Source organism: Microcoleus sp. N3A4 (assembly GCF_036701805.1).
In the GTDB taxonomy this organism is placed as follows: domain Bacteria; phylum Cyanobacteriota; class Cyanobacteriia; order Cyanobacteriales; family Microcoleaceae; genus Microcoleus.
Window position 1 is genome coordinate 1 of the sequence record NZ_JAUBRJ010000078.1, and the last position, 23611, is coordinate 23611.

16 protein-coding genes are annotated in these 23611 nt (G+C 43.7%); 6 read left to right on the plus strand and 10 right to left on the minus strand.

The features are described 5' to 3' along the window. The first annotated feature begins 177 nt into the window (after positions 1-177). Positions 178-585 carry a GNAT family N-acetyltransferase gene (locus tag QUA56_RS30425; RefSeq protein ID WP_333365815.1) on the plus strand — a complete coding sequence of 136 codons (408 nt, stop codon included), beginning with the start codon at positions 178-180 and terminating at the stop codon, positions 583-585. On the opposite strand, the gene QUA56_RS30430 is transcribed toward QUA56_RS30425, so the two are convergent. From QUA56_RS30430 to QUA56_RS30445, 4 genes are all read right to left on the minus strand, one after another. After that, entirely contained in the window at positions 586-2664 is a 2079-nt protein-coding gene (locus QUA56_RS30430; protein ID WP_333365818.1) for a family 10 glycosylhydrolase, read from the minus strand. It lies immediately after the preceding gene. Positions 2665-2784: 120 nt separating this feature from the next. Next, on the minus strand, positions 2785-4185 hold the full coding sequence (tftA, locus tag QUA56_RS30435) for a hormogonium tapered terminus morphoprotein TftA (RefSeq protein ID WP_333365820.1): 1401 nt from the start codon (positions 4183-4185) through the stop codon (positions 2785-2787). A 160-nt stretch (positions 4186-4345) separates the two neighbouring features. Then, the gene (locus QUA56_RS30440) at positions 4346-5443 is read right to left on the minus strand and encodes a DJ-1/PfpI/YhbO family deglycase/protease (RefSeq protein ID WP_333365823.1); all 1098 of its coding nucleotides are present in this window, start codon (positions 5441-5443) and stop codon (positions 4346-4348) included. A 137-nt stretch (positions 5444-5580) separates the two neighbouring features. Then, positions 5581-5760 (minus strand): SDR family oxidoreductase, encoded by a 180-nt coding sequence (locus tag QUA56_RS30445; protein WP_333365826.1) that lies wholly within the window; start codon positions 5758-5760, stop codon positions 5581-5583. 462 nt (positions 5761-6222) lie between these two features. Between QUA56_RS30445 and QUA56_RS30450 the strand changes: the two genes are divergently transcribed. Then, on the plus strand, positions 6223-6831 hold the full coding sequence (locus QUA56_RS30450; RefSeq protein WP_194066781.1) for a hypothetical protein: 609 nt from the start codon (positions 6223-6225) through the stop codon (positions 6829-6831). Between the two features lie 76 nt (positions 6832-6907). Here the strand turns inward: QUA56_RS30450 and QUA56_RS30455 are convergent, their stop codons facing one another. The 5 genes from QUA56_RS30455 to kaiC form a co-directional block, all read right to left on the minus strand. Next, positions 6908-11599 (minus strand): PAS domain S-box protein, encoded by a 4692-nt coding sequence (locus tag QUA56_RS30455; protein WP_333365829.1) that lies wholly within the window; start codon positions 11597-11599, stop codon positions 6908-6910. 277 nt (positions 11600-11876) lie between these two features. Further along, positions 11877-14579 (minus strand): PAS domain S-box protein, encoded by a 2703-nt coding sequence (locus QUA56_RS30460; RefSeq protein WP_333365832.1) that lies wholly within the window; start codon positions 14577-14579, stop codon positions 11877-11879. Further along, positions 14554-14943 carry a circadian clock KaiB family protein gene (locus tag QUA56_RS30465; RefSeq protein WP_333365835.1) on the minus strand — a complete coding sequence of 130 codons (390 nt, stop codon included), beginning with the start codon at positions 14941-14943 and terminating at the stop codon, positions 14554-14556. Before QUA56_RS30465 ends, QUA56_RS30460 begins: the two co-directional genes overlap by 26 nt. 30 nt (positions 14944-14973) lie before the next feature. Next, complete coding sequence (locus QUA56_RS30470) at positions 14974-15300, minus strand: circadian clock KaiB family protein (protein ID WP_333365837.1); 327 nt, start codon at positions 15298-15300, stop codon at positions 14974-14976. A 25-nt stretch (positions 15301-15325) separates the two neighbouring features. Beyond that, a complete protein-coding gene (kaiC, locus tag QUA56_RS30475) occupies positions 15326-17023 on the minus strand; it encodes a circadian clock protein KaiC (protein ID WP_333365840.1) in 1698 nt (565 codons plus the stop codon). Between the two features lie 420 nt (positions 17024-17443). On the opposite strand from kaiC, the gene QUA56_RS30480 reads away from it, so the two are divergent. Both QUA56_RS30480 and QUA56_RS30485 read left to right on the plus strand, forming a co-directional pair. Beyond that, a complete protein-coding gene (locus tag QUA56_RS30480; RefSeq protein WP_333365843.1) occupies positions 17444-19594 on the plus strand; it encodes an EAL domain-containing protein in 2151 nt (716 codons plus the stop codon). A 713-nt stretch (positions 19595-20307) separates the two neighbouring features. Beyond that, a complete protein-coding gene (locus QUA56_RS30485; RefSeq protein ID WP_333365847.1) occupies positions 20308-21252 on the plus strand; it encodes an NAD(P)-dependent alcohol dehydrogenase in 945 nt (314 codons plus the stop codon). A 110-nt stretch (positions 21253-21362) separates the two neighbouring features. On the opposite strand, the gene QUA56_RS30490 is transcribed toward QUA56_RS30485, so the two are convergent. Beyond that, positions 21363-21611 (minus strand): hypothetical protein, encoded by a 249-nt coding sequence (locus QUA56_RS30490; protein ID WP_333365850.1) that lies wholly within the window; start codon positions 21609-21611, stop codon positions 21363-21365. Between the two features lie 19 nt (positions 21612-21630). On the opposite strand from QUA56_RS30490, the gene tatC reads away from it, so the two are divergent. Both tatC and pip read left to right on the plus strand, forming a co-directional pair. Further along, the gene (gene tatC / locus QUA56_RS30495; protein WP_333365853.1) at positions 21631-22464 is read left to right on the plus strand and encodes a twin-arginine translocase subunit TatC; all 834 of its coding nucleotides are present in this window, start codon (positions 21631-21633) and stop codon (positions 22462-22464) included. 170 nt (positions 22465-22634) lie between these two features. Beyond that, positions 22635-23582 (plus strand): prolyl aminopeptidase, encoded by a 948-nt coding sequence (pip, locus tag QUA56_RS30500; protein WP_333243060.1) that lies wholly within the window; start codon positions 22635-22637, stop codon positions 23580-23582. Positions 23583-23611 lie beyond the last annotated feature (29 nt).

The window sequence follows — 23611 nt, forward strand, 5'->3', positions numbered from 1 at the left end:
TAAAATCCTCAAGCCCCCGAATTTATCCGTGGGGTCAATCCAAAATCTAAAATCTAAAATCTAAAATCGAATGACTCCCTCGAATTGGCGAAAGTTTTTTGTCAATGGGATGGAAAAAAATTATGTACTATAGTCTAGAAGTGAAGTTTCGATAGATTTTAGTTTATGTCGATCCAGTTGGCAAAATCCGATTCACAAATCCTTGAATGCTTTCCGATATTGGCTCAATTACGTCCACACCTGAAACAAGAGGATTTTTTGGAGAAAGTTCAGCGTCAAAAGCAGAATGGTTACGAGTTGGCTTTTTTAGAACGAGATGCTCAAATATTTGCTGTAGCAGGGTTCTGTATTGATGAGTGTTTGGCGTGGGGACGATTTTTGTATGTTTATGATTTGGTTGTTGATGAAACAGTGCGGTCAAAAGGTTACGGGCAAAATCTGTTTGAGTGGTTGATAGAATTTGGCAGGCACCATGATTGCAAAGAGTTACATCTAGATTCAGGAGTTCAGCGTTTTGATGCCCATCGCTTCTATTTGCAGCAACGTATGAACATTGTATGCCATCATTTTTCGCTAAACTTGTGATTATATTTCTATAAAAACTCCTACACTTTCTACCGCCATTATACTCACCGCGCACACAGCGTAAATCCCCGTTCCTACTGATACTTGCACTGTCTCTGCATTGAGGATTTTGATGAGCTTCCAGCTATCGCCATTCTTTTGATAAAGCGTCCAAGAACGGATGTTTTTATCGGCGGGATTTCTCCACTGCAAAACATTGCTATTTCCCACTTTTTTTACTTCGATTCCTGTCGGAGGGGGCGGCGGAGTACCCTTTTGCCAGGGCATCGCGGGAACGAGGGCTGGTTTTGCATAAGTAGTCGATTTGAAATTATCGTAAATTTGCTGACGATTTTCGCTAAAAGCTTTCATACTGAAGAAAACATTGCCCAAAGCTAAGTTTTTTTGAGAGTTTCGCGTAATCTCAATTTGCTTGTTAATCTCGTTTACCGTCCACTTGTCGCCGTCGAGTTTGCCTAAGTTATTTCCCGGGTAAATATGTCTGTTTTGGGGGTTGTTTTGTAGCCACCATTGCAACAAAACAGGATAGCTTTGAGCAGTTTGATCGATGCGCCAGTAAAGTTGCGGATTTAGATAATCTACCCAACCTGATTCTAACCATTTTTTGGCGTCGGCATAAAGTGTTTCGTAGGCATCTAAACCGCGACTTTGGGGCGGCTGTCCGGGGCGATAAATGCCGAAGGGACTTATGCCGAATTTAACGTTTGGTTTTGTCGCTCGAATTCCTTCTCCCAGTCTTTTAACTAACTTGTTAACATTTTCTCTGCGCCAGTCTCCTAAACTCATTTTCCCGCCTCTAGAGACATAACTATTGTAAATCTTGCTGTCGGGAAATTCTTTGCCGGCAATCGGATAAGGATAGAAATAATCGTCGAAGTGAACGCCGTCTATATCGTAGCGCTTTACTACGTCTAAAATTACGTTGTAAGTCTTATCTTGAACTAAAGAAATTCCCGGGTCCATCCACATTTCGTCCCCCCACTGATAAACGCATTCGGGATTGGTAACAGAGAGGTGGGGGCTGACGTTGGCGGGGGTTTGGGTGGAAACTTTGGCGCGGTAGGGATTGAACCAAGCGTGAAATTCGATGTTGCGTTTGTGGCTTTCTGTAATGGCAAATGTTAAAGGGTCGTAATAAGGTTGCGGCGGCTTTCCTGGGGTTCCTGTCAGCCATGCGCTCCAAGGTTCTAATTCCGAGGCGTAAAGGGCGTCGCCTGCGGGTCGAACTTGGAGGATAATAGCATTGAAATTCATTTCTTGTAGCCTGTCAAGAATTATCAGCAGTTGGTTTTTTTGCTGTTCAGTTGAGAGTTTGTCGCTGAAAGGCCAGTCAATATTCCACACGGATGTTATCCAAACTCCGCGAAATTCTCGCTGGTGGCTGACGCTAACTTGCGGTCGCGGAACTTTACTGAGAACTATAATATATTGAGAATAGATTTGCGGCGCTCTTTTGAGATGTACTAAAGCTTGATAAACCCAGGCGACGACATCGGCGCGGGTGGCATTTCCGGCGGGATTTAATAAGTTTAAATTTGGAGAGTTGACGACTATTTCGGATTGGGTGGCTAGGACGATCGCCTTTTTGGCATAGTTGGGAATTTCGCTGCTGTCTTGGTAGATGTTTGATAGGATAAGATTAGTTGTCGGTGCAGCATTTGCCCCAAAAATACCGCTAACTAAGGCAACTAATGCCTCCGCTCTGGTAATCATATTTTCGGGTTTAAATAGCTTGTCGGGATAGCCGGATATGAACCCTCTTTTAAATGCTGTTTCAATGGCGGCGGCCGCCCAGTGGGTGGCGGGAACGTCGATAAAGGGAATGTAGGGCCGTTTGTCGGGTATGGGAAAGGCTTTGCTGACAATGGCGGCAAATTGGGCGCGGGTTAAGTTGGTGTTGGGCCGAAAAGTGCGATCGGGAAAACCGCTAATCACCGCCCGTTCTACTAAGCCGTCAATGAATATTTTTGCCCAATGATTTTGAATGTCTGAGAAGTTATTTGTGCTGGAAACCATAGTTATTTGATAATCGGGAATTGGGCATTGGGCATTGGGAATTGGGCATTGGGAATTGGGCATTGGCCAAACAGGGCATTGGGCATTGGTTATTAGTTATTAGTAGCAAATAACTAATAACTAATAACTAATAACTAATCACTAATCACTAATAGCAACTGTCAACTGTCAACTGTCAACTGACTACAGCAAACCTGCATTTTCGTACAAAAGCCGGATTGTATTGATGATTTTTTGTCCGTATAAGGGATCGGAATTCCAGCGGCCTGCAAGTTCGTTGACGGTGGGGGCGACGCCGCGCTTGACAAAGCGAAAACGCACGTTTTCTTGAACTAAAGGTTGGTTGATTGGTTCTGTGCTGCCGTAAGCTTTGAGGTGCTGAATTTGCGCTCTAATTCCAGTTCGGGCATCGGGAAATGAGATGCCGGAATTTGTGGGGCTGATGATTCCCATGTCGGCAAAGTTAAATTGTTCTGCTTTGACTGCACCGCCAAAGTTGAGATAATTTGTTTCTAAACACATTTGGCAAAAAGCTATGTCGTGGTTGACGCCTTCTGCGGCTGCTTCTTGCACGTAAATTTGAGGTAAATTGGGAAATGCTGTCAGCGCTTTGCTGTTATTTTTGGTAAGAAATACTGTCATGTGTTGGGCGGTAGTTAGACCGCGACCCATGATTTTTCCGAGGCCTGAGAGGATATCGCGGCGCGATCGCAGCGAGACTGTGGTTGTTGGCTGATCCCATGTTACCGCAATATCCCGATCGCGCAGGTCGATCGCCCGCACAAATACTACTCCATTATACGTTACCCGCCTGTCAACTGCCGCAGGCGGGATATTGAGAACGTCCAGAACTTCCGAGGGGACGAAGGCATTTCCGTTCACCAAAATGCCTTTGTCTTCGTGCGGCGAACCGTTAATGTTGATATTAATTAGCGGATAAGTTACAGGCTTTGGTGCAGGTGTCGGTGTCGGTGTCGGTGTCGGTGTCGGTGTCGGTGTCGGTGTTGGCAAGGGTTTCAAATTCGTATTTTTTAACCAAGCTTCGAGTCCGTCAGCGAGTCCGAGTGCTACGTCGCGACGGCGATTTTGAAAGATTTTCAAATCCTCGGCATTGGTCAAAAAACCGAGTTCTATCAGCAGCGAAGGGATGTTGACGCGCCGGCAAAATCCAAGACTACCAACACCGGCCTCAGTGTCTGCTTTTGCGCCGCGGCTGACCATTTCTGGAATCCGCCGCAAATAGCCATTTAAGATTAATTCAGCGTTGGCTTTTCGAGCGGGGTTACTGCCAATATAAAACGCGGTTGCACCGCGAACTAGGGGATTGGAAAAAGAGTCGGCGTGCATTTCTACCGCTACATCTCCCGCGCTGCAACGGTCGTTAATCCAAGCGATAGTTTGCGCTAAACTGAGACTATCAGGCACCGAGAAAATTTCTATCTTTCGCTGCCGCAGTTCAGCTACTAAGGCATCCCGAGTTAAGATCATTTCTTGAGCTTCAGTTGTACCAAAAGCGATCGCGCCGACATCGCGCACGTTGCCTTCAATCCCGCCGTGTCCGGCTGAAACAAAAATAGAACCCATTTAATAAAACCCTCCACCTTGCAGTTATTTTAGTGCCTGCTTTTCAGTCTTGGGTTTTATTTTACCGCAAATTGTATATTTTATTTTTGCATTAAAAGTTTGCAGTGGCGCCGCCGTCTGAGTCAACGCGCCACTGCAAACTTTTTTAACCGCCAGCAGATTACATTTTTACAGCGGGGCTAGTCGAAGGTTTGGGAGCTTTAATTTCCTGGGAAACTGCGCGGGCGCGGTAGACTTTAGCAACGGCCTGCTCGCACTTGGTTAAATCCGATTCTATCTCTGTAAAAATGGCTGTTGATACCGGATCGGTGAACTTCACGCGCAGGTTGTTGATATCGACAACGCCGGTTTGTAAATCGCCGAAAGTGCTCCGCAGCAAGAAGGTTTCATCGGTTCCTTGCATTGAGGCTTTTAATTTAGCGTATTTGTCGGCTATTTGGGCGGGAATTGAGGGTTTTTCGCCGAAATCGTTGAGGCGATTTTCTAGAGCGATGATGTGGTGCTGTTTGTTTTGAATCATTTTTCTCAATAGCGATCGCAAATCGCTATCTTGCGTTTTTTCGGCATAATTTTCAAAGGCTTCGCAAGCATAGCGTTCCCCTGCCAGGGCGGTATTCAAACCTTTAACAATGTCGCCTTGTGTGGAGCCGCCCCAAGCATTCGCTAATTTCCACCATTCTGCATTTGTGTCGGTTTCTTCTGGCAAACCGACGGCTTTTCCGCCGTAACCGAGGCGAGCCAGAATTGCGGTGGTAAATAGTGCTAAATCTCCCGGTTCGCGGGAAGTGATTAAGTTGCCGTCAACTACTAAAGCTTCGTTGATGTAGTTAGCTCCGGCATTGATAATGTCTGTTTTTATTGCCAAGAAACCTGTGGCATTTTTGCCTTTTAGCAAGTCGGCTTCAATCAAAAGTTGCGGGCCGTGGCAAACAGCAGCCACAATTTTTCCTTGTTCAAATGCTTCTCGTACAAATTGCACTGTATTGGGGTTAGTCCGCATCTTATCGGGAGCCATACCGCCGGGAATGACTACTGCATCAAATTCTGCGACCACAGCTTCAGTGGTAGTTCCGTCTGCTTGCATGGCTAATTTGCCCTGTTTCCCTGCATACTTTTCGTTTGTCCGCGAACCGAGGACAACTACATCAAAGTTTGCTTGTTTTAAGGCGTTGTAAGGAACTAGAAATTCGGAATCTTCAACTCCATTTTCTATGAGTATGGCAACTCGTTTTGTGTGGGTGACGTTATCTGTTGTCATAATCAATTTTCCTCAGACTATCTTTTTATCTAAACATAAGTCATTTATGATGTTTTTAGCGTCTTGCTAAAGTGATAATTTAGTGATTTTAAAAAGGTGCGAGCGTGAGCCTTGAGAGGTATTTTACAGTATTTTTCTCAATGCACGTAAGAGGCTCCGTTAATATCGATCGCAGTCCCGGTAGCGCGCGCAGCCAAACCCGACGCTAAAAACGCGATCGCATTGGCAACATCTTGAGGAGGAGCGATTTTGCCGATCGGAATATCGCGCACGATTTCAGCTTCCCCATACTCCTGCACAAGGCGAGAACACCACACACAATCTGTGAGTCTTTTTGGGGCTAACAGACAAATCCAGATTATTGACAGAAAAGCCGAGTTGTGGGGATGGTTACTGTTGAGATGGGGTCGAATTAGCGGACGAACTCAGTAATAACCCTGGATGGCTACCCAGGAGGGGATCGCGGTCATTCGATTTTAGATTTTAGATTTTAGATTTTGGATTGACCCCACGGATCGAGTCGGGGGCTTGAGGATTTTAGATTCCAGATGCTTTCGATTGATCCCACGGATCGATCGCGTGGCGGGTACCACCTTTGAAATTCGCTTGTCATGGAGAGGAGCAATAAACGAACTAGAGGCTTCACGGTGAACAAAAGTGGTCGAGTTTATTTGATGTTTGATAAGCTTTAATATGAATACTGTTGCTACAGTACCAGGCTAGTGAAATTCAAGCACTATCACTTGATTAACCCTCCAAAACTCGGAATTTGGTCAAAAATGAAGTTGAAAAACGCCCTATTCTCTGCTGTCGTCACCTTTTCAACCCTGGCGATCGCCTCAGCAACCCAAGCTCAAACCGTTAATTCTCGCTGTGACATTTATCCCAGGGGGGAAGACCGCGCATCGAAAGTCGTCAATTGCACCTTCTCTCAGCGTCAAGGCTTTATCCGCATTCAACGGGAAGATGGCATTACCTATGAACTCAAACCCAATGGTGAGAACGAATATCTGTATAAAAACCAGATGTCAGTTCTGAGAGAAAATGACGGCCCGGCGACCATCTTTCGTTTTAGCGACGAATCGGTTTACGTCTATCAGAACGAACGCGCTCCCTCTTCCGCGTCTACTACCAACAAAGGTAATACCCCCGAAAACCTCTATAGTACCGTGCCTCCCAAATTAAAAGACCTCGTGGGAGCTAAAGCGGGGCAAGCAGAGGGAGAATTGCAACGACGGGGCTACACCTACCGCACAACCCAAACCTTTGACGGCGGCAAAAGTGCTTATTATGTAGAAAACCGGACGGGGTATTGTGTGGAAGTGGGAACTGTTGACGGACGCTTCAGTAGCATTGTTTACAACTCCAGCGATCGGTGCAATAAGTAACAAATAACGTGTCAAATAATTAATAGCATTTCCCAAAAAGAATGCTATATAACTTTTTTGTCCTTAAACTCGATCGCTAAAGTGGATTCGGGAGCAGAGGTCGAATTAACTCCATAATTCGGTCAGAATTAAAATTCTGGATATAATCAGTTAGTGCCTTGGACAAACTTGCTTTAGATTCGGGAATTTGTACGATTAATTCATTCATGACTTCGGTATCGAGATAGTAAGCGGCTTGATACATTTGTTCTAACCACTGAGGGGACATCACGGATAGATATTCTACAGACAGGGTTTCAACCAATGGTTTTTTTGGAGTTTGTCCTACGGCTTCGTAGATATATTGCACTCCCAAATATTTAGCGAGTTTTTCAAAGATGTCTCTCTGCTGAAATGGCTTGCTCATAAAGTCGTCACAACCAGCCATCAGAACGTTCTCTCGCTCTTCTTCAAAAACACTGGCAGTTAAAGCAATAATGACAGTTTCTTGGTTTTTAGGGCGTTCTCTAATATATTTAGTAGCTGTGTAGCCGTCCATAATTGGCATTCGCAAATCCATGAAAATCAGGTGCGGCAACCAACTCTCCCACAGTGAGAGTGCTTCAACTCCCTGTGTTGCTTCGCGCACCTCAAAACCAACTGAGGCAAGGAGTTTGACCAATAAGCGGCGATTTTCCTCTAAATCTTCAACAACAAGGATGCGGTAAGTTGGTTGTCCTGGAGCTATACCAATCACTCTTTGTTTAAGCAATTTTGAGGCAAGGGGGACTGCTTGAGGTAAATTTACCCCAAGCTCAAAGGAAAAAGTGCTGCCCCGATTCAATGTGCTTTGCACCCGAAGTTGACCGCCCATGAGTTGGACAAATCTTTGGCTGATAGCTAGACCTAGACCAGTACCTTGATTCAATTTATTCCCAGCTTGAGCTTGCACGAACACTCTAAATAAGCTATCAATTTCTGTTGGCGCAATTCCCACTCCTGTATCTTCAACCTCAAACAGGAGTTGAGATTGCTTAAGATTAGTTATTCCCTGTTGCCTAACTCTTAAAATGACGCTTCCTTGATTGGTAAACTTAATTGCATTACCAAGCAGATTGACCAAGACTTGATACAGTTTTTTCTCATCGGTATGCACAAACTGAGGAAGCTCGGGAGCTTGCTCGACAATTAGTTTCAATCCTTTCGATTGGGCTTGAACTTGCAACATTTCTTCAATAGAAGTCAGCAAAATGTTTAGGTCAAAGTCAGAAAAATTGAGAGTCATCTGTCCGCTCTCTATTTTGGATAAATTTAAAATGTCGTTAATCAATTGCAATAAATGTTCGCCGCTACGATTGACGATCGCCAGATATTCTTGGAGTTCGGGAGTCAGAACAGGATCGTAACTCATCAATTGCGTAAATCCCAAAATAGCATTGAGAGGAGTACGGAGTTCGTGGCTCATATTGGACAGGAACATACTCTTAGCTCGGTTTGCTGCTTCTGCTGCTTCTTTAGCCTGCTGAAGTTCCAACTCGGCTTGTTTGCGTTCTGTAATGTCAATCAAATATCCCAAGATTTCAATTGGTTTGCCCGCACGATCGCGAATTAGCTTGAGTTGTTGGAGTATCCAGCGATAATTCCCATCTGAGTGCAGAAGACGGAATTCCTGAAAATAAAAACTCTCGGTGAATAAATTTTTTAGTCCATTAAGCACCTGGTCTACATCATCTGGATGCAGATGATTCATCCAAAATCCAGACTCTTCTAAAAATTCTTTGGTTTCGTAGCCGATTACGTCTTTGATGTTTTCGCTGATGAAGGTTACGCCATAGTCGCCATCAAGTTTACTGCTAAAAATAATGACGGGGCTGTAGTTTAGGAGAAAGTTAAGGCGGTTTGTGGTAGCTTGCAAGGCTTGTTCAGACAGTTTTAGCTTTGTTATATCGTGCTGAACGGCAACATATACAGTTCCGTATTCAGGATGCTCAAACTTAGAGGTATGAACTCTGCACCAAAAGAGTGTGCCATCTTTTTTTTTGTTGTAGACTTCATATTTCGCTTCCCCGTCCCGATCGACTTGAGTGACGATATCTTCAACGGTTTCGTCGGGTGTAATCTGTGTATCGACATAATTTATTACACCAACGGGTTGACCTGCGAGTTCGCCCTCTCGGTAGCCAAACATCGCATCAAATTTAGGATTAGTGTAGACGATCGTCAAGTCTGAGGCTTTGACTAAACACACTCCCCCTGCCATATTATTCATAATAATGCTTTGCAGTTCGAGTGTATTTTGAACTTCTTTTCGAGCCGTGATGTCTTGAATTTGAGCAATAATATGCAGTGGATTTCCCTGCTCATCTTGTACTACCGATCCATTCAGCAGAATCCAAACAATATGTCCTTGCTTATGCAAATAACGTTTTTCTCGTTGGTAAGTTGAAATCGTTCCTGCTAATAGCTTACGTCTATTGTTAAGATCCGCTTCTAAATCTTCAGGATAGGTAATGTCTTCAAAAGTTAGTGTTAACAACTCTTCTGAGGAGTAGCCAACAATCTGGCACAGGGCAGGATTGACTTTAAGCCAATGCCCATCGAGAGAAATGAGCGCCATCCCGATCGAGGCATCTTCAAAGGCATGGCGAAACTGCTCTTCACTGTTTCGTAAAGCCATCTCAACTTGTTTGCGATCGTTTTCAGCTCGTTGGCGATCGCTGATGTCGCGTTTAATTACAGAAGCCCCAATAACTCTGCCTTTTGTGTCCTTCACCGGTGATATGGTGCAAGAGATGTGGATAAGTTGTCCATCTTTGCGGACGCGCAAGGTTTCATAGTTTTTAATCATTTCTCCTTGTCGAATCCTTTCGAGGATTTGCTGTTCTTCGTCGGTAAGATTAGGTGGAATTAGAATGGCGATCGATTGTCCTATGATTTCTTCAGCCTTGTAGCCAAAGATTTTTTCTGCTGCATTGTTCCAGCTTAAAATGATGCCGTCTAAGGACTTGCTAATAATTGCCTCACCAGAATGTTCCACAATCGCTGCCGTGCGTGCCAGTGATTCTTCTGCTTGCTTGCGGAGGGTAATATCGTTTCCAATGCCGAGAAACCCTGTGATATTGCCTTCTGGGTCATATAAAGCTGTCACCGAGACGAGTAACCGAAAGCGACTACCATCTTTGCGGATGTACGACCATTCGTATTCGTCTGTCTCTCCAAGACGTGCCTTGGCAACAAAAGTCTCAAATCCTGGTTCGATAGAGATTCCCATTTGGACAGATAAATCTTGGGCGCGATGCACGACTTCCTCATTGTCGTGAAGGAGCGCAGGTGTTGCTTTCCCCACAACTTCTTCGGTACTATATCCCAACCATCGCTCGGCGGCTTTGTTAAAGGTAAGAATCGTACCATCTAGGGCGGTGGAAATGATGCTGTAGTTGGCACTATCTAAAATGGCTTTTTGCAGCGTTGTTGTTTGAAGTAATTCTTCCTCAGCCTGTTTGCGATCGCTGATATCGCGCAGAATAACCGTAAATACCGTTTCGTCTCCTATTTCCAGCCTAGAAATTGAGGCTTCAGCCGGAAACTGCGTGCCATCTTGACGGCGACCCCAAATCTCACCTCGTTCTCCCATCCTTCGCGCTATACCAGAAGATTGAGCAAATTGTTGGATATGCTGCTGGTGAGCATTCCTCAACTGTTCTGGCAGCAGTAAGCTCAGAGGTTGCCCTAAAACTTCCTCAGTTTTATAGCCGAAAATATTTTCCGCCCCTTGATTAAACAGGGTAATGCGTTGAGTGCGATCGACTGAAATAATTGCATCATTCGCAATTTCTAAAATTCCCCCAAAAAGAGCCTGGGATTTTTGTAAAGCTTCTGTCCGTTCAGTTACAAGACTTTCTAAGGTTTCGTTAATTTTTTTTAGTTCTGCTTCGGCTTGTTGGCGCTTGCTATCTATCTGGTTGAGAAATCGAGCCGTCCCCCAAATGAGAATTGAGAACGTGAAAACCATGATGATTGACCGCAAGGCATAGCCAAATTCAGCGTTATACCAACCTAATTTTTGCCCCTGAAGAGTGAACCAGTTCAGTGATACTGGAAAGACGATCGTCCAAGGCAGCAGCCACCGCAACATCAATCCGCCGACTAGCGGACTGGCGACTTCTTGCATTAACCCTTCCTTGGGTCGGAGCAATAAAATACCTCCATAGAGGATGAAAAAGGTGAGGATCGTGTTTAGGGCTTGAGTTGTTGTAATTAAGATCAGTTGGGCGAAAATATTGACCTCAAAGATGTGTCCAAATAAAGCTAGGAGAGAAATTAAAGCCGCAACACTACTGCAAATCTGTGCCAACCAAATGCCCCATTGGAGATTTTGCCCTAGCAGTAACAGTGCTACTCCCATCAGCACAAAATTCAAGGCAGTATTCACTCCCATTCGCCCCGGATAAGGAGTCGCTGAAGACACGACATCCCGGAAAAGCCACTCATCAATGCCCAGATGCCAACCAAAGAGATACTCGCTCAGCGTCAGCAGCCCAATCACAAAGACCAACCCGGCCGTCCCTCGAGCGATTTGATAGTGCAGTCGGGTTAGTCTTTGGTACTGCAACAATCTCAAAGACACTCCAGCCAGCAAAAAGCAAAGTGCCGTGTTTGCTTTCATGGTCGAAGTCATACCGGGAAAACCACTTTTGAGTAGGGAGATGTCAAATTGCCAACCGAGCAGGACGACACACCCGATCGCAATGACGAGTAGACTTGTCAGTTGAGAAATGTGCTTGTTCATAAATAAATCCGCTGCTTGGGTTGAGAAAATGTTTTCCTGATTTTACAAAAAGCAAAGTGACGTTATATCAAATCCGTTAGCATCGGAATAGTAAATTCGAGTTCACTGTTCACTGTTGACTGTTCACTGTTCACGGCGTCAACAGTCAACAGTGAACAGTGAACCGTCAACATCATTCCGGTGTAACCGGAAATGATGTTAATTGTCACGAATCTCCTTTGCCAAAAACACGCTCTCATCTGGACTAATGTGCATTGAGACTCCTTACTTACCTGCTTTAATCGTTCCTTAGCCCTAATTTAGATAAATCAGCTAATTCCATAATGATATCCGTTTTAAAATTCAGCACTAAATCTTTGAGGGCATTTGCGATCGCCCCTTGAGAAGTAGGTATTTGTTCAATTAATTCCAGCAGGACATCCCCATCGCAATAGTAAGCCGCTTCATACATTTGCTGTAACCATTCGAGGGGCATTATTGCTAAAGCGTCCTTGGATAATTCAACCCTCGCCAGGGGAGAAGGAGCTTGAGAGGTAATGGGCGGGATGCCATCGGGTTTATCTTCGTCTAGTGACAGTATCTCCGTTAACATTTGCAATAATTCTCCGATCGTGTAAGGTTTTAACAAAAATGTTTTCACCTCAGCATCTAATGCCAGTTTTCTATTCTTAAGGAGTCCGCTAGTTGCAATTATATTCACCAGAGGATTGATTTTTTTAAACGTCCTAATTGTGGTAACACCATCTAGGTTTGGCATCATCATATCCATTAACACAACACTGATTGCCTGTTGATGTTCGGTATAGAGAGCGAGGGCTTCGATCCCATCACTAGCTAGTATTGTTCTGTAGTTATAGTTTTCTAGAGAGGCTTGTGCTACCTCTCGAATAGATGTTTCATCATCCACAATTAAAATCAACTCGCCCTGGCCTCTGGGCATTGATTTTTCTCGGGGTATGACACTCACCTCTCCGTCTATAGCAGGTAAAAAAATCTTAAATTCCGTCCCCTTGCCCAACTCGCTATCAACGTTGACAAAACCACCATGATTTTTGACAATCCCCGCCACGGTTGATAATCCTAGTCCCGTTCCTTTACCAACTTCCTTGGTGGTGAAAAACGGATCAAAAATTCGGCTTAACACTTCTGGCGGGATGCCGATTCCCGTATCAGAAACAGTCACTACCACATAAGAACCTGCTTTTGCTTCCAAATTTATCAGGGCATCATGTTTACTTAATAGACGATTTTCAGCGCAAATTGTCAAAGTTCCTTCGTCTGGTATCGCATCTCTGGCGTTAATCATCAGATTCATAAATACTTGGTGCATTTGGGTAGCATCAGCCAAGATTGTCCACAGTTCCACAGTCGGAATATCAGCCGAAATAGCGATTGATTTAGGAAATGTCTGTTTAGCAATACCGATCAATTCTAGGAGCAGATCGCCTAGTTGTAATATTACATGATTACCTTCAGTTTCTCTACTAAAAAGAAGAATTTGCTCGGTCAAATCAGCCCCACGTCTAGCACTACTAGAAAGGATATTCAACAGTCTTTCTGTTTTGTCATCAAGGTTAGGGAGTTTGAGGAGAAGCAGTTGTGTAACGCCCAATATCGGCGTCAGAATGTTATTAAAATCATGGGCGATCCCACTTGCTAACGTTCCTAAACTATCTAATCTCTGGGCATGATAAAATTGTTTTTCTAGTTGTTTTTTTTCGGTAATATCAGTGTTGACGACGAGAATAGATTTTAGCTTAGAGAATTGATTTTCTACAAGTGTTTTACGACTTTCTACGATAATTTTCTTGCCGATTTTGGTGTTTTGTTCTATTTCACCTTGCCAAGTACCTTGTTCGATAGCGGTTTTTAAAGCCTGAGTCTGAGCAATTGCTTGATTAAATAAGGTTTGAGTTTTTTGCCCGATAATTTCGGTAGCTGTCCAACCATATAAACGTTCAGATCCTTTATTCCAGAATAAAATCTTGTCGTCTAAATCATGTACAAAAATCGCATCAGTAGTAAGATCGATTAAGGCTGCTTGTTCGGCAATTTTTTGCTCTGTTTCTTTGCGTTGGGTGATATCCGTAATAATTTCTATGCCCACCCAACAATCTTGTTCTCGATCCCATTCAGCGACATAGTTTGAGGAAAGCCAGCGAATAGTGCGATCGCCATGCAAAAAACGATACTCAACGATCCCAGATCGCCCTGCTTTAATATTTCCCACCAATGAGACAAGAGCATTTTCTCGGTCTTCAGGTAGTATATTCGCCGTAACTAGGGAAGAATCGGCTTGCACAGATTCTAAGCTATAGCCAAAAATCTGTTGGGTTCCTCCTATCCAAGAATCGATTTTAAACGTGCCATCGGTCAAAAGACGAAAATTATTAATAACGGCGATCGCGCTGTTGAGAATCTGACTGAGTTTAGCAGCTTCTTTGATTTTAGATTCTGTAATATCAGTAATAATAATACTATTAACTAAAAGCTCATCTATTTTAAATTGTTTAAGCGATAATTTGACAGGTACTTCCTTATTTCCTGTTGCCGCGATCAAAGATAACTCTCTGGTGAGAGTTTCTTTTTCTTGAACCTCCTGTAAAAGTAGTAAAAACGCTTTTCTATCCTTGGGCGCAATAAAGGTTTCTAACCCAGAGCCAATCAGGTTTTTTAAAGAACAATCTAAGAGTTCTGAGAGTCGCTTATTACAGTATAAAATCAAGCCTTCCGAAGAGACAGTTGCTGCTCCTTCGCCCATTTGTTCAACTAAACACTGATAAACATAATCTGCCCCCTGAAGCGTAAAAACTCGCTCCCCTTGCTGCGTAGAAACAACAACAGCATCAACTTCCCCAGAACAAATAGCCTGCAACGTTTCTTCCGTCACATTTAGGCGTTCCTGCACTTGGGCCAATTGCTGCTGTAGCGTTTCGACTTCTTGGCGCAACTTTTCAAGAGGAGCTTGGGAATCCTTCATTGCTTTCCTCTCCAATGATATTTTTAGGCACAAGATTAAGACCCATTAAGACTTTTTCCGTATTCGATAAATTGCCAATGATCTTTTGTAAGGGCATAGGTAACTTTTTAATCAAGGTGGGAACAGCGACAATATTCTCGGCAATAGCGTCTTCTGTCTGTTGATAAATATCAATAACTTCTAATTCATAACGTCCTTGGAGATGTTGCTCGCAAATTTTTTTGATATTTTGCAACGCCGTCACCGATTGGAGCGTTGTACCTGCAATATAAAGACGTAGGATATAATGCTGTTCCTGCGATTGGGACAAAGCCTGTTGAAAAAGTTCTGTGGTTGTGAGGTTAAAATCTTCTGAGTCAATCATCGTTAGTGCCGTTAGTGCCTAAATATTGAGTTAGTGTTTATCCATAAGAGGAATGATTTGCAGTCCTACCAAAACTTTTTCAGTATTCGATAAATCACCAATAATCTTTTTGATCGGTTCGGGCAATTTTCTGACAAGGGTAGGTAGAGCAACGATGCTATCTTCTATGGCGAGATGGGGCTGTTGACTTAAGTCAATAATTTCAATGCTATATTGACCGTGAAGATATTCCTCACATATCTTCTTCAAATTGGCAAAAGCAACCAGAGATTTAGGGGTTTGTCCCGCCACATATAAGCGCAGTTGCCAAATCTCCGATCCTTTTGTGTTAGCGGTATCTGATAAACGATCGGTCATGTTTTTTCTCCTTATAGTAGAGATATTAGGGATTTAAATGGCGTAATCTTGCCATAAAGGATTGATTCTCAATCGCCGCTTTTTCAGCCTCCTCTTCCTCTTTTATCAGCAAAGCGAATTCCTCATCTCGATTGGTTAATTGCATTTGCAGAGCTTTTATCTGAGCTTGTACGAGATGTTTTTCTCGCTCACAATCGCGTTTTTTTAGTTCAAAACTCTGTCGCCGTTTTCTAGCGGCAGATTGTTCATCTAGTGCTTGATTGATTCGTTCCGTTCCTGTTAATACCTTGCCACCTCCCAAGTAAACCTCTACCAAGTTTACCCCTTGATTGGTGAGGATAAATTCCCGTACTTGATTTGAGTGCATCATGCCGCGAGATTTGAGGACATAGAGAATCCGATTGCGCTCCCCATTGACTTTGAGCGTTTGGAGTTCTAACCAAGTATCCATCAGAGAAGAAACACCCATTTCTGTCTGTTCGTGGTCGTGATTGGTATCACCCGGCGTTAAATCGGTCAAAAAAATGGTGATTTGTTGGCTCTTTAAATAGTCAATCAAACGCATGAAAAAGCTTTTTGTTTGCATAAAGCTTCCACTCAAAATGAGATTACTCATCGGATCGATGACGATCGTCCTTGGTTGAAATTCTTTGACCCAGCGATGGATTTTAAACAACCGCATTTCTAAATTGTAGTTTGTGGGACGTACCGCATCAAATTTCAATAATCCCTGGTCTACATAGGGGGCTAAGTCAAGACTAATCGAGTTTAGATTGCGGAGAATTTGTTGGGGGGATTCTTCCGTAGCGAGATATAAACACCGTTCGCCTCTTAAACAGGTTGCTTCGGCAAAATGAGCTGCCAGTGTTGTTTTTCCCGTTCCTGCCCTGCCTGTGACAAGAATACTGCTACCCCGATAGTAGCCCTGCCCGCCAAACATTTCATCAAGTTGCGGGATGCCCGTTGAGATGCGCTGGTTAGAAACCGCATGGTCTAACGTTAAGGAAGTAATGGGTAAGACAGAAATGCCATTTTCTTCTATTAAAAAAGGATACTCATTATTACTATGGCGAGAGCCGCGATATTTAACAATTTGTATGGTTCTTGTGGCAATTTCTTCAACGGTTTTTTGGTCTAATTTGATCACGCAATCCGAAACATATTCTTCTAGGCCTTGACGGGTTAAGGTCTGGTCTCCTCTCTCCCCAGTGATTACGGCTGTCACACCTTGGTCTTTTAACCAATGAAATAAACGGCGCAATTCTGCTCGGACAATGTTGGCATTAGCTAAACCAGCAAACAAGACTTCAATCGTGTCTAAAAGTACCCGTTTAGCGCCGATTTTTTTAATCGCATAGCCTAGACGAATAAATAGGGCTTCTAGGTCGTATTCTCCTGTTTCCTCAATTTCGCTGGGTTCAATATAAATATGGTCGATGAATATTTTGTTTTCAGCGATCAATTTATTTAAATTCCAGCCTAAAGAGTTGACATTCTTGGTAATTTCTGCTGCAGTTTCTTCAAAGGTGATTAAAACCCCTGGTTCCCCGTACAGTGTTGCGCCGCGCACTAGAAACTCCACACCAAATAAGGTCTTACCGCAACCCGCTGACCCGCAGATTAAGGTTGGTCGGCCTTGCGGTAAACCTCCATCCGTGATTTCATCGAGTCCCTGAATACCCGTTGGGCATTTGAATAATTGTAGATTTTGAATTTCTGCCATAAAAGATTAAGACTTGATTTTTGATAGAACTTACATAAGCGCACAACGATCCTACCTGTGACAGTGTAGGAATCTGTGCTATTGTCTTTATTACCCCTCTATGATTAACAATATCACTTTTTGTCGATCGACTATCCATAGCTTTTCGTTTCTTGAGGGAAGCACAAGCAGGTGGCGGATTAGATCGCGGCTATTGAGAGAAAGCGGGCAATATAGCCTTTATATAGACCCGGGCGGGTGACAACCGGTCTGAAACCCCGATCGAGTAAAGATTGAGCCAACTTATGGTAACAAAAGATAGCCAGCCGAATTATTACCAGCTAGCCTATTCCCAAAAAAATGTTACCAACATTCTATCAGACCCCCTTACAAAAACAACTGACCCATACCTAATGGATTGTACTCACAATCTTACTAAATATGATTAGCGATGCAGTTACCAGCTATCGAGGCAACATTTTAATCGTTGACGATTTACCCGATAACCTGCGTTTGCTGAGGGATACATTGAGCGAACAAGGTTATAAGGTTCGCAGTGCGACGACAGGGGCAATGGCGCTCAGAGCGGCCCAATGTCCATCGACGGAATTAATTTTACTAGACATTAAATTGCCCGATCTGGATGGCTATGAAGTTTGCATAAAATTAAAATCTGACGATCGCACCGCAGACATTCCTGTACTCTTTTTGAGTGCGCTCAATGAAACTTTCAATAAGGTGCAAGGGCTGGCCGCAGGAGGAGTAGATTATATTGCAAAGCCGTTTCAAGTCGAAGAGCTATTGGCGCGTGTCGAAACTCACCTAACTATCCAACGACTCCGAAAAAGCCTCCAAGAACAAAATTTGCGGCTCATCCAAGAGATCGAGGAACATCAACGCCTCGAAAATGCCCTTTTTGCCGAAAAGGAATTGGCTCAGGTGACATTGCAATCGATTGGCGATGCCGTCATTACTACTGATGCTCGAGGTAATATTAGATATTTCAATCCCGTTGCTGAGCGACTAACAGGCTGGACATCGGAGGAAGCTGAAGGAATGTCTCTGTCTGAAGTTTTCATAATCGTTAATGAAGTAACGAGAAAGCCAGCAGAGAATCCGATAACTAAAGCTATGTCAAAGGGGAAAATTGTGGGCTTAGCTAACCATACTATTCTCATTGCTCGCAATGGGACGGAGTACGGGATTGAGGACTCAGCAGCACCAATTCGAGACCGCCAAGGCAAAATTATCGGGGCTGTCATCGTCTTTCATGATGTTACCGAATCGCGCTATCTTGCCAAGCAACTCTCTTGGGAAGCCAGTCACGATGCCCTGACGGGTTTAATCAACCGTCGAGGATTTGAACAGCAACTAATTGAGGCGATCGCCTCTGTTCAAGATAGAAATCAGCAGCACGCTCTGTGTTATTTAGATTTAGATCAGTTCAAAGTCGTTAACGATACCGCAGGTCATATTGCTGGCGATGAACTACTGCGCCAAATCACTACACTTTTACAAAAAGGAGTCCGCGCTAGTGACACGCTGGCTCGCTTGGGAGGTGATGAATTTGGTCTTTTGCTTACTCAATGTCCCCTCTATCAAGCATCTCAGATTGCGGAAACCCTCAAAGACCTAGTGCATGAGTTTAGGTTTATTTGGAATAGCAAAACCTTTATCATCGGGGTCAGTATTGGAGTTGTTGCCATTGACCAAACCAGCCAAGATTTGATGCAGCTTTTGGGGGCGGCTGATGCAGCTTGTTATGCCGCCAAAGCCAAAGGGCGCAACTGTGTTCATGTTTATCGTCTGGATGATGGCGAAGTAATTAAACAACGCGGTGAGAGGCAGTTGGTTTCCACAATCAGCCAAGCATTGGAAACCAATGGTTTTCGTCTCTACTACCAAAAGATTGTTTCTATTAGCTCTAACCCATCAGTAGAGCATTATGAAATTTTGCTAAGAATGCTAGACGAAAATGGAGAAATAGTGGCTCCCAATGAGTTTATTCCCGCCGCCGAGCGTTATGGTTTGATCACCGAGATCGATTGTTGGGTCATCAAAACTTTTTTCTCGAATTATCATAATTTATCCAGGCAACAAGTTCTTAATGATGGCTTATATACGATCAATCTTTCTGGCGCTAGCATTTGTAACAATGGGTTTATGAGGTTTTTAATCGAACAATTTCCTCGCTACCAAGTTCCCCCGCAGACCATTGGTTTTGAAATCACAGAAACCGCAGCGATCGCCAACTTTGAGCAAGCCAGATATTTCATGAGCGAACTAAAAAAAATTGGCTGTCGCTTTGCTTTAGATGATTTTGGCAGTGGGTTGAGTTCCTTTGCTTATCTGATCAATTTACCAGTTGATTATCTAAAAATAGATGGTGCTTTTGTCAAGAATATTAGTGATAATTTGATTTCTCAAGCGATCGTTGAAGGCTTTAACGGTATTGCCCATGCGATGAATCTTGAAACTGTGGCTGAGTTTGTCGAAGACGAGACTATCTTAGCAAAATTGCGGGAGATTGGAGTAGATTATGCTCAGGGTTATGGGATCGGCCATCCCGTCCCTATTAACTTTAATATCTAGCCGTCCAATTATCTCTTTTCTGTCACTTTGGGATAAAACCTTGATGAGGAAAGGGCGTTGCGGGCGATCGTTAAATCTGATTCTTTGAACAGGTACAGCACTTTTGGTGGTAAGGAATGAGAATTAAATAACTTACACAAGGAAAGTGGGGTTGGCTCTTATAGCCCGCCCTTTTTTGGACGGGCGGGACGCCCATCCCACCATAACAATTAAAATTGTAAGTTATTTAATTCGCGATCCTAAGTAGGTACTAGCAGAGGTAGGGACAAAGGCAAAAGCCTTTGTCCCTACGGGGCTCTTGAATGTACCTCATAAACCTGCAATTTGCTTGTAATATCAAATCTGAGTTTACTACGCCTTTTTGGGTATTGTTTGTGATTTGGACATCTCCTAAAAAGCAGGTTTTGGGCACGCAGGATGCCTAACCCCTACTCCCCAGAAGAATTATGGGATATGTCTTTTGGACGGGATTTACTCATGCAGTACCAAAAATCGGGTTTTGAGATTGCGACGCACTGCGAACAATGACATAATTACGTTATCTCTGCGTAAGTTCTATTGCTCACATCCTGCACTATTCTCGCTTAACAGGCTTTCCGGCCTGTTCCACAAAGAGTGAATTTTCTTGTGGAACAGGCCGGAAAGCCTGTTCGTAAAAAGCTTATTGAGAATGGTGCAACATCTCAGATTGGAAATAAACCGGAAAATTTGCCATGAAAGCAGTTGCATTCGATCGCTACGGTTCAGCCGAGGAATTGCAGTACCGAGAATTGGACAAGCCGATCGCCAAATCCAACGAATTGTTAGTGCGAGTTCGCGCTAGCAGCGTCAATCCCGTAGACTGGAAAATCCGCCAAGGACACCTGCAACTATTGACAGGATTAAACTTTCCTCGAATTGTCGGTTCTGACATCTCGGGAGTTGTGGTGGAAGTCGGCCGGGAAGTTACCAAATTTCAACCCGGAGATGAAGTTTATACCTTCTTAAATCCTATAACTGGCGGTGCTTGTGCCGAATACGCTGTCGTTCCCGAATCGGATGCGGCAATTAAACCTAAAAACATCACTCATGCAGAAGCAGCAACAGTACCGATTGCAGGTTTAACTGCTTTGCAAGCGCTCAGCTATTTGGGTCAAATTCAAGCCGAAAAAAAAGTATTGATTAACGGCGCTTCCGGCGGAGTCGGAACTTTTGCAGTGCAAGTTGCGAAAACAATGAACGCGGAAGTAACGGGAGTTTGTAGCGCTAAAAACAGACTATTTATCAAAAGTTTGGGAGCCGATTTTGTCCTGGATTATGCAGAAGTTGACTTTACTCAACAGCCCGATAAATATGATATAATTTTGGATGCTGTCGGGACAAAAACATTTGCTGAGTGCGAAAAAGTGCTGCAACCAGAAGGAGTTTATATCTCGACTTTGCCGAGTCTCGACAACCTTTCACCGATGTTAACGAGCTGGTTTGTATCGGGTAAAAAAGCTAAATTAATTGTAGCCAATGCCAACCCCAGCGATTTAGGAATTTTGCGGGAGTTAATAGAATTAGATAAAGTTGAGCCGATTGTCGATCGCACTTACAGCTTGCAAGAAGTAGCAGCAGCCCACACTTACAGCGAAACGGGGCGCGCCGTTGGCAAAATTGCGATCGTCATTCAATAAGGAAGAAGTCATTAGTCATTAGTCATTAGTCATTAGTCATTAGTCATTAGTCATTAGTTGGTTGTTAGTTGTTAGTTGTTAGTTGTTAGTTGTTGGTGGTTATTTGTTGGTTATAACTGAGATGTTGCACCATTTTCAATAAGCCTTTTATGAACAGGCTCTCCGGCCTGTGAAGCGAGAAAATTTATCTTTTGTGGAACAGGCATCTTGCCTGTTCTTGAGAATGGTGCAAGATGTGAGTTATAATAAACAAGGCCAATATTTTTCGGCCCCATTCCCGATTCCCCATTCCCAATTCCCCATTCCCGATTCCCCATTCCCAATTCCCCATTACCAATTCCCCATTCCCGATTCCCCATTACCAATTCCCCATTTCTTATGACTGCGCCCTCAGACTTGGAGACATCCGAACAAAATTTCGACAATAACCTGGAACCCAGCATTGCACCACCAATTGCAGACGGTTTTACGGGTACTCGCAACCTCGAAAACGAATTTCTCGACGAACTCCCCGACGAAGTTGAGATGTCTTTGTTCGATCATTTAGAAGAATTGCGGATGCGAATTTTCTATGCGCTAATTGCAGTAGTAATCGGTATCGTCGGTTGCTTTTTATATGTGAGACCGATCGTACAATTGCTAGAAGTACCGGCCGGGCCCGTCAAGTTTTTGCAGCTAGCTCCGGGAGAATATTTCTTTGTGTCGATCAAAGTGGCGGGATACAGCGGTTTGCTAATCGCAAGCCCGTTTATTTTTTACCAGATAGCGCTGTTTGTTCTCCCCGGGTTGACTCGCAAAGAACGCGGGTTGCTCGGGCCTGTGTTTTTCGGTTCAAGTTTCCTATTTTTGGGCGGGTTGGTATTTGCTTACATCGCTCTGATTCCAGCGGCGCTTAACTTCTTTGTCACCTACGGAGCGGACGTTGTAGAGCAGTTATGGTCAATCGACAAATACTTTGAATTTGTTTTATTATTAATGTTTAGCACCGGCTTAGCTTTTCAAATCCCGATCGTCCAAGTCTTGCTCGGTCTTTTAGGGATAGTTTCTTCTAAGCAAATGCTCTCCGGTTGGCGGTATGTAGTCTTGGGGGCGGCAGTGTTGGGAGCGGTTTTAACGCCTTCAACTGACCCTTTAACGCAAAGTCTTTTAGGAGGTGCGGTGCTGGCTCTTTACTTTGGAGGAACAGGTTTGGTGAAGCTTTTAGGGCGGTGAAAATTAGGAATAAGTAGGTGGACATATATATTACGTGTCCGAAGAGAGGAACGAAGCAATCCCAAAGCCTCGCGATTGCTTCGTTCCTCTCTTCAGACATCTCAAAGTAATTGACCGGACATGATAAATCATGTAAAATAAACACGATCGCGTTATAAATCCTTGAAAAAATGCGAGAACTTTACCCGCCTAGACAACCTTATAACGAAGGAGAACTCAAAGTTTCTGACCTCCATACCATTCATTTTGAAGAGTCTGGCAACCCAGAGGGAAAACCTATTGTATTGCTACACGGGGGGCCAGGAGGTGGATGTCCGCCTTTTTATAGACAATATTTTGATCCGGAAAAATGGCGTTTGGTGATGTTTGACCAACGCGGATGCGGTCAAAGTAAACCTCATGCAGAATTGCAAGAAAATACAACTTGGGATTTAGTCAACGATATTGAGACACTTCGAGAATATTTAAATATTCAGCAATGGGTTGTTTTTGGTGGCAGTTGGGGAAGCACTCTATCCTTAGCTTACAGTCAAACCCATCCCGACCGTTGCAAGGGTTTAATCTTGCGCGGCATTTTTATGTTGAGACGAAAAGAAATTCGCTGGTTTTATCAAGAAGGAGCAAGTTATATTTTCCCGGATGCTTGGGAGGAATATGTTAAACCTATCCCCATAAATGAAAGGGATGATATGCTAACAGCTTATTACCAACGCTTGACGAGTCCAGATGCTCAAATTAGATTAGAAGCGGCTCGTGCTTGGTCAATTTGGGAAGGGAGTACGAGTAAATTATTTCCAGATTTAGAGCTAAAGCAAAGTTTTGGAATTGATTCATTCGCCGAGGCGTTTGCCAGAATTGAGTGCCATTACTTTATGAATAAGGGATTTATTGAGCCGGAAGATAAATTGCTTTTAAATATCGATCGCATTCGCAAGATTCCGGCGGTTATCGTTCAGGGAAGATATGATGTTGTTTGTCCGATGATGTCGGCATGGGAACTGCATCGTGCTTGGCCTGAAGCTGAGTTCATTGTAGTTGCCGATGCCGGACATTCGATGAGCGAACCGGGAATTCGCACCTGTTTAATGGAGGCAACAGATAAGTTTGCAGACTGGTAGTAAGCCAAATTGCTAATCGTTAATTGCTA

What these genes read in the sequence shown, in the direction of transcription:
- QUA56_RS30430 (WP_333365818.1), bottom strand. Translation starts at nt 2,664, where the DNA reads ATGCCCAATTCCCAATGCCCAATTCCCAATGCCCAATGCCCAATTCCC.
- tftA (WP_333365820.1), bottom strand. Translation starts at nt 4,185, where the DNA reads ATGGGTTCTATTTTTGTTTCAGCCGGACACGGCGGGATTGAAGGCAAC.
- QUA56_RS30440 (WP_333365823.1), bottom strand. Translation starts at nt 5,443, where the DNA reads ATGACAACAGATAACGTCACCCACACAAAACGAGTTGCCATACTCATA.
- QUA56_RS30450 (WP_194066781.1), top strand. Translation starts at nt 6,223, where the DNA reads ATGAAGTTGAAAAACGCCCTATTCTCTGCTGTCGTCACCTTTTCAACC.
- QUA56_RS30455 (WP_333365829.1), bottom strand. Translation starts at nt 11,599, where the DNA reads ATGAACAAGCACATTTCTCAACTGACAAGTCTACTCGTCATTGCGATC.
- QUA56_RS30460 (WP_333365832.1), bottom strand. Translation starts at nt 14,579, where the DNA reads ATGAAGGATTCCCAAGCTCCTCTTGAAAAGTTGCGCCAAGAAGTCGAA.
- QUA56_RS30465 (WP_333365835.1), bottom strand. Translation starts at nt 14,943, where the DNA reads ATGATTGACTCAGAAGATTTTAACCTCACAACCACAGAACTTTTTCAA.
- QUA56_RS30470 (WP_333365837.1), bottom strand. Translation starts at nt 15,300, where the DNA reads ATGACCGATCGTTTATCAGATACCGCTAACACAAAAGGATCGGAGATT.
- kaiC (WP_333365840.1), bottom strand. Translation starts at nt 17,023, where the DNA reads ATGGCAGAAATTCAAAATCTACAATTATTCAAATGCCCAACGGGTATT.
- QUA56_RS30480 (WP_333365843.1), top strand. Translation starts at nt 17,444, where the DNA reads ATGATTAGCGATGCAGTTACCAGCTATCGAGGCAACATTTTAATCGTT.
- QUA56_RS30485 (WP_333365847.1), top strand. Translation starts at nt 20,308, where the DNA reads ATGAAAGCAGTTGCATTCGATCGCTACGGTTCAGCCGAGGAATTGCAG.
- QUA56_RS30490 (WP_333365850.1), bottom strand. Translation starts at nt 21,611, where the DNA reads ATGGGGAATCGGGAATGGGGAATTGGTAATGGGGAATTGGGAATGGGG.
- tatC (WP_333365853.1), top strand. Translation starts at nt 21,631, where the DNA reads ATGACTGCGCCCTCAGACTTGGAGACATCCGAACAAAATTTCGACAAT.
- pip (WP_333243060.1), top strand. Translation starts at nt 22,635, where the DNA reads ATGCGAGAACTTTACCCGCCTAGACAACCTTATAACGAAGGAGAACTC.